5 protein-coding genes and 2 pseudogenes are annotated in these 6,958 nt (G+C 59.9%); 5 read left to right on the forward strand and 2 right to left on the reverse strand.

The window, feature by feature from the left end; translation table 11 throughout:
* A partial coding sequence (locus tag AB4043_RS18885) for a sulfite exporter TauE/SafE family protein (RefSeq protein ID WP_442307772.1) occupies positions 1-449 on the reverse strand: 449 nt, incomplete at its 3' end.
* Positions 450-750: 301 nt separating this feature from the next.
* A complete protein-coding gene (locus AB4043_RS18890) occupies positions 751-3,150 on the reverse strand; it encodes a toprim domain-containing protein (RefSeq protein WP_442307773.1) in 2,400 nt (799 codons plus the stop codon).
* A gap of 151 nt (positions 3,151-3,301) precedes the next feature.
* Here AB4043_RS18890 and AB4043_RS18895 point away from each other — a divergent pair.
* The 5 genes and pseudogenes from AB4043_RS18895 to AB4043_RS18915 form a co-directional block, all read left to right on the forward strand.
* Positions 3,302-3,715 (forward strand): annotated as a pseudogene (locus AB4043_RS18895) (GNAT family N-acetyltransferase); the annotation flags it as partial.
* Between the two features lie 46 nt (positions 3,716-3,761).
* Positions 3,762-3,896: pseudogene (locus AB4043_RS18900) on the forward strand (50S ribosomal protein L35); the annotation flags it as partial.
* A gap of 184 nt (positions 3,897-4,080) precedes the next feature.
* Entirely contained in the window at positions 4,081-4,455 is a 375-nt protein-coding gene (rplT, locus tag AB4043_RS18905) for a 50S ribosomal protein L20 (protein WP_442301855.1), read from the forward strand.
* A gap of 357 nt (positions 4,456-4,812) precedes the next feature.
* Positions 4,813-6,141, forward strand: a complete 1,329-nt coding sequence (locus AB4043_RS18910) for an FAD-binding oxidoreductase (protein ID WP_442302012.1) — start codon at positions 4,813-4,815, stop codon at positions 6,139-6,141.
* A gap of 10 nt (positions 6,142-6,151) precedes the next feature.
* On the forward strand, positions 6,152-6,892 hold the full coding sequence (locus tag AB4043_RS18915; protein ID WP_442301854.1) for an SDR family oxidoreductase: 741 nt from the start codon (positions 6,152-6,154) through the stop codon (positions 6,890-6,892).
* Positions 6,893-6,958: the final 66 nt, after the last annotated feature.

The raw sequence follows: 6,958 nt of genomic DNA on the forward strand, positions 1-6,958 counted from the left end.
AGACAGAGCAGCACGTAGAGCGCCGGAACCCGGTGATCGAGGTGGTGATGCTCACTGCGGCTGCGCAGCCAGCGGGAGATGCGTCCGCTGACGCCGAAGAGCAACGATGCCGCCAACAGCATCCACGGCAGCACGTGCAGAAAGGTCTGCTGCTGTGTGTGCAGCAGAATGATCGCTCCGCCGATGCCGCCGATCACCGAGGCGACGATCACGACCCAGACCGCATCGCGCCGCAGATCTTCACGCAGAGCGGCAAGCGAGGTGAGCTGCCCCGGCCAGATAGCCACCGTGTTGGTTGCATTCGCCTGGATGGGAGGCACGCCGACTGCCAGCATCGCCGGGAAGGAGACGAACGAGCCTCCGCCCGCCAGCGCGTTCATCACGCCTGCGATAAAGGATGCAAGGATCAGCCAGAGATAGTGGCCGTGCGTGATGAGATAGGCAGGCATTGTTTTTATTGTAGGTTGTCGAACGATCTGCTAAAAAGCGGGTCCTTCAGCTACGGTTCAGGACAACAGCTCTTTAGGGTTTCGATAAATTCTGTCGGTCTGATATGGGAGACCCCGATGCTCCCACCCGGATTCGCCCAACCGTGCGAATATCCCACCCATCGCATTGCGATGGATGGGGCACCCAGTGTATGGGTGCTTGTCGATAGGCTCTAGGAACTTCAGATGCCACACTCGGGAATGGTTGAAGAAAACAGAAGAGGAGGCCGAGGCCTCCTCTTCTGTTGGGTTGAACTCTGGATTAGATGTCGAGGTTCTTTACATCGAGTGCGTTCTCTTCGATGAACCGGCGGCGGCTTTCGACGTCTTCGCCCATCAGCGTGGTGAAGATCTCTTCTGTGGCGGCGATGTCTTCGAGCTTCACTTCGAGCAGCGTACGGCGATCGGGATCCATGGTGGTCTCCCAGAGCTGTTCGGCGGTCATCTCGCCAAGGCCCTTGTAACGCTGTACGTCGTACTCTTTACGGCCCTGCTCGATGACGAACTCGAAGAGGTCACGCGCGGACTTCTTCTCGACCGGATCCTGCGGCAGCTTGGAGGCACGCTTGGCGCCCTTGTTCTGCACGGCGGTGCCAGGCGCGGAAGCGGCCTCGGCAACACCTTCGGTCTGTTGCTCTTCAACGATGTCGTCCGCATCGGCCTTGGCGCCCTTCTGCACGTACTCGATCATGAACGGCGGCTGGAGCTGTTCCTTGATCTGCGCGTGCTTACCGAAGAGCTGACGGATCTCAGGCGTGGAGGCAAGTGTCCAGTCGAGCTTGCGCTCGGCGCCATTCGAGTCCGTAAAGCTTACCGACCAGGTCTGATGCTCTTCGTCGAGGATAGGATCGGAGACACCCTTGAACTTGGCTTCCTTGCCAATCTCGATCAGAGTCGCACGAAGCTCCTTGATCTTGTCCTGCGTCTCGAAGTCGGCGCGCCTCGACGGATCCTTGCCTTCGTGTGCGAAGAGGTTGGCGAAGGCCGCCGTCACCGCTTCGCTGCGCAAGCGTTTGTTGGCCTTGTCGAAGAAGCCGATATAGTCGTTCAGCTTGCCCATGAAGTCAGTCAGGGCACGGCCTTCCAGCGCGGCAGCATTCTCGCCGTAGCGAATCACCATGCCGTCAGAGGCGCGCTTGACCATCACCTTCACGAACTCGCGGTCGTCTTTGATGTACTGCTCGAACTTGCCCTTCTTGATCTTGTAGAGCGGCGGCTGCGCGATGTAGACGTGGCTGCGCTGGATCAGCTCCGTCATGTGACGGAAGAAGAAGGTCAGCAGCAGCGTACGGATGTGCGATCCGTCGACGTCGGCATCGGTCATCAGGATGATCTTGCCGTAGCGCAGCTTAGCTGCGTCGAAGTCGTCCTTGCCGATACCGGCGCCCAGCGCCGTGATCATGGCACGGATTTCTTCGTGGCCCAGCATCTTGTCGTAGCGGGCCTTCTCGACGTTGAGGATCTTACCCTTCAGCGGAAGAATGGCCTGGAACTTACGATCGCGGCCCTGTTTGGCGGTTCCACCTGCGCTCTCACCCTCGACGAGGTAGAGCTCGCAACGGTCAGGCTGCTTCTCACTGCAGTCGGCCAGCTTACCCGGCAGACCGCCGCCGTCCAACGCTCCCTTACGGCGGGTGAGATCACGAGCCTTACGGGCTGCCTCACGGGCGCGTGCTGCTTCGATAGCCTTGTTGATGATGCGCTTGGCCACCTGCGGATTCTGCTCGAAGAAGGCGCCCAGGCGCTCATTGACGAAGCTCTGCACCTGGCCCGAGATATCGGAGTTCAGCTTGCCCTTGGTCTGACCTTCGAACTGCGGCTGCGGAATCTTGACCGAGATCACGGCGACCAGGCCTTCGCGGACGTCGTCACCCGAGAGTGATTCCTTCAGGTCCTTGAAGAGACCGAGAGACTGACCGGCGGCGTTGATGGTACGCGTCAGCGCGAAGGTCGCCGTCTTGGCGTCGCCGGTCTTGGCGTCGCTGGTGCGCTCGTCGGTCAGCGTGATCTCGATGCCCTTGTTCAGAAAGGCGAGCTGACGCAGACGGTTGGCCAGCGTGTCGTAGTTGTACTCGGTGACCGTGAAGATGGTTCTGTCGGGCAGGAAGTGCACCTTGGTGCCGCGCCGTTTGGTCACGCCCGTCTGACGAACAGTGCTGGTGGGGTCGCCCTTGGAGTAGGTCTGCTCGTAGGTCTGGCCATTAAGCCAGATCTCGACATCGAACTCTTCCGAGAGAGCGTTGACGCAGCTTACGCCYACRCCGTGCAGACCGCCGGAGACCTTGTAGGTGCTGGCGTCGAACTTACCGCCGGCGTGCAGCTTGGTAAGCACCACCTGTACGGCGGGCATACGATCGCCGTTGGGCAGTGTCTTCTCGTCCACGGGGATACCACGGCCGTCGTCGATGACGGTGATGGAGTTGTCGACGTGGATCACGACATCGATCTTCGTTGCATAGCCGGCCAGGGCCTCGTCGACCGAGTTGTCGACGACCTCATAAACCAGATGGTGCAGCCCCTGCTCGGAGGTGGAACCGATGTACATGGCAGGACGCAAACGGACGGCCTCAAGGCCTTCCAACACCTTGATATTTTCGCTGGTATATGAGCCGCTCGGCTGGGTAGCCGGCAGTGCTTCGGGGAGAACATTCTGAGTGGACATCAGGCTCCGTAAATTACTGAATTTGAGCGCCTTAGAGTGGCCGTTCGAAACTTCGATGACATGCTTATTTTAGCACGTTTAGGGGGTCTTCTGCTGGTGCGCCCGGGCGCCAAAACATGGCGTTTTTCGCGGAAAATGGCACACTTTTTTCATGGAATACACACTGCGGACGGCACGGGCCGAGGATGTCCCTTACTTGCAACAGTTGCTGGAGATCTCGGTCCGCTCACTACAGGCCGGAGACTACGGTCCGGCGGAGATTAATGCCGCCGTCCGCACCATCTTCACCGTCGATACCCGCCTGGTCGCCGACGGCACCTACTTCGTCGTAGAGGCGCCGGACGGCGCCTTTGCCGCCTGCGGAGGCTGGAGCCGCCGCAAGACCCTCTACGGAGGCGATGCGCAGGTCGAAACCAAAGAACCGGAGCTGCTCGATCCGGCAAAGGATGCGGCCAAGATCCGGGCGATCTTTGTGCATCCGGACCATGCCCGTAAAGGTTTAGGCAGCCTGGTATTGCGTACGGCCGAGGAGGCCGCCGCGGCCGAAGGGTTCCGGGAATTAGAGATGGGTGCGACGCTGACCGGGTATCCGGTATATCTGAAGCACGGGTATGTCGCGCGGTCAGTCGAAGATGCGCCACATCCTCACCTCGAAGGAGAAAAAGACGAAGCGCAAGCTCGGCAAGTCGTCTTATGTCTCCGACGGCGACCACGCAAAGGTCAGCCGCATGATTCCCTACGCGTGAGCGTAGGCAGAATCTGAACCATTTCAGGTTGAGCCGCTGGAGACAGCAACGGGCCAAGAAAAGCGTACCGGCCCCTCGGTGAGCACAAGGGTGCAACACCGACACCAGACCTGAAGCAGCAAGCGCGTGAAGAGGTACTCTCACCTCCAGCCGCCAAAACGAAGTACGCAAAAGGAGAAATACGATGCCTCGCGTAAAACGTGGCACAAAACGCAGTGACCGGCGCAAAAAGATTCTTAAGCGCGCAAGTGGTTACTTCCTCACAAAATCGAAGCTCTATCAGGCAGCGCAGGAAGCTGTTGAGCGCGGTCTGAAGTTTGCCTACACCGGCCGTAAGCAGAAGAAGCGTCAGTTCCGCTCTCTGTGGATCGTCCGTATCGGCGCCGCCGCCAAGCTGAATGGCCTGAGCTACTCGCAGTTCATCAGTGGCCTGAAGAAGGCTGGCATTGAGCTGGACCGCAAGGTTCTAGCCGACATCGCCGTGAACGACGCCGCAGGCTTCACCGCCCTGGCCCAGCAGGCCAAGGATGCCAACGCCGCCGCCAAGCAGGCTGCGTAAGTAACTGCTGCAAAGTTTCAAACAAACGGGCGCGACTTCGGTCGCGCCCGTTGAGTTTACGGTGCCCATAGCCTGGGTGCCCCATGTCCGGGGTCCCCAACGAACTTGTTCGTTGGGGGTGGTGTCCCTTGGGGACGTGGGTATGCGCGCTACCGCGCGAACCGTGTGCGTCCGTGACTTCCTGCCCACCCTAACGTTGTGAGGGCGGGGCACCCCGGCAGGACGAACATACTGAACTCGACCGAACCGGAGGGTTTTTGCGATTCCGTAAACTCCATCAGCTATGCTGTCTTCATGGCCACTGCCGCCGGATCCCCTCAAAGAACCTTGAGCGTACCTGACCAGAGCGACGACCAGATGACCGGAAAGCCTCCCTTTGAACCGTGGGGCCGCTATCCGAAGTACAACGCAAATGTAGTTCCCCTGCAGTGGCAGAGTGACTTTCCCGCCATCGTTTCCCGTCATGGCGGCATGCATAACGGCGCACTTGCCGTGGGCATGGGCCGCAGCTACGGTGACGTCTGCCTGCTGAAAGACGGCAATCTGATGGTCACTACCGGGATGAACCGCATCCTGGGCTGGGATCCGGAGACCGGCGTGCTGACCGCGGAGGCCGGCATGACGCTGGCGCAGATTCTGGACTTCTGCGTTCCGCGCGGCTACTTCCTGCCCGTCACCCCCGGCACAAAGTATGTGACCCTGGGCGGAGCGATCGCCAACGACATTCACGGCAAGAACCATCACGTGGCCGGCACCTTCGGCTGCCATGTGCCGGAGTTTGAGTTGGTGCGTTCGGACGGAACCCATCTGCGCTGCTCCGCATCGGAGAACCCTGACTGGTATGCCGCCACGATCGGCGGTCTGGGCCTCACCGGTGTCATCACCTGGGCGAAGCTGAAGATGAAGCCCATCGTCAGCCGCAAGATCGACTACGAGGGAATCCAGTTCCACGGAGTGGACGAGTTTCTCGCGCTGACTGAAGCCAGCAAGCACGTGGAATACACAGTCAGCTGGATCGATTGCTCCTCGACCGGAAAGAACTTTGCCCGTGGCGTCTTTATGCAGGGCGACCACACCCGCAATCCGGGAGAGCTGAAGCCTTCGCCCGAGCCGAAGCTGATCTTCCCCATCGAAGCTCCGAGCTTTATGTTGAACTCGGCTTCGGTTGCCGCCTTCAACACAGTCTTCTTCCATAAGCAGATGAAGAAGCGCGTCACCGCGCTGCAGGACTATGAGCCCTTCTTCTACCCGCTGGATAAGGTGCTGAAGTGGAACCGCATGTATGGCACCAGTGGCCTGCTGCAGTTCCAGTACGCCATTCCATGGGAGCATGCGCGCGAGGGCACCATTGCCATCCTGAACGAAGTTGCGAAGAGTGGTCTCGCCTCCTTCCTGGCTGTACTGAAGGCCTTCGGCGATGTTCCGTCGCCGGGTCTGCTCAGCTTTCCGCAGCCCGGTATTACGCTGGCGCTGGACTTCCCCATCAAACCCGGCAGGAGCTTCCCGCTGTTCGATCGCCTGGCACAGATGACGCTGGAGTTCGGCGGCAAGCTGTACCCGGCCAAAGATGCACGCATGACCGCTGGGCAATACCAGAAGAGTTATCCAGAGTGGCAGCAGTTCCTGCGCTACAAAGACCCGCTGCTCTCCTCCAGCTTCTGGGAGCGCGTGACACGAGAGGAATAGAACAACACCAATGAGCGAACGAGTTCTTGTACTGGGGGCAACCTCCGGCATTGCCGAAGCTACGTGCCGCGTATGGGCGAAACAGGGCGCCAGCCTGGTGCTGGTAGGCCGCAGCGCCGATAAGCTGGCTGCCGTTGCCGCCGATCTGCGCGCGCGCGGAGCCAGGCTTGTGGAGACCGCAGTCGCCGATCTGGATGACACTGCACGGCATCCGCAGCTATTAGCCGACTCCATCAACGCACTGGGCGGTCTGGACGTTGCCTATCTCGCCCACGGCATCATGGGCGAGCAGCAACAGTCGGAAGAAGACTTCAACGCAGCCGCACAGGTGCTGTACACCAACTTCCTGTCGCCGGTCTCGCTGTGCACCTGGCTGTCGAACTACTTCGTCAAGCAGGGCCGTGGCGTGCTGGCAGTGATCTCTTCCGTGGCCGGCGAGCGCGGACGTAAATCCAACTATGTCTATGGCTCTTCAAAGGCCGGCCTGACTGCCTTCCTGGATGGCCTGCGCAACCGCGTGGACCGCCTGGGTGTCACCGTGCTGACCATCAAGCCCGGTCCGGTGAAGACCGCTATGACCATGGGCATGAAGGGCAGCGAGAAGTTCGCCGATCCGGATAAGGTGGCGCAGAGCATCGTCGACGCGATCCACGCGAAGAAAGATGTTCTGTACGTACCTGGCATCTGGAAGATCATCATGTTCGTGATCCGGCACATTCCGGAATCGGTCTTCAAGAAGCTCAATCTGTAGCGACGCTGCCGTCATCACGCAGCAGAAACGTAGAAGCACCCCGCAGGTCCGTACGCTCCGTACGGA

This window comes from Terriglobus sp. YAF25 (genome assembly GCF_052113305.1).
Taxonomy (GTDB): Bacteria; Acidobacteriota; Terriglobia; order Terriglobales; family Acidobacteriaceae; genus Terriglobus.

Coding starts and splice junctions, on each gene's coding strand:
- rplT (WP_442301855.1), top strand. CDS start 4,081: ATGCCTCGCGTAAAACGTGGCACAAAACGCAGTGACCGGCGCAAAAAG.
- AB4043_RS18910 (WP_442302012.1), top strand. CDS start 4,813: ATGACCGGAAAGCCTCCCTTTGAACCGTGGGGCCGCTATCCGAAGTAC.
- AB4043_RS18915 (WP_442301854.1), top strand. CDS start 6,152: ATGAGCGAACGAGTTCTTGTACTGGGGGCAACCTCCGGCATTGCCGAA.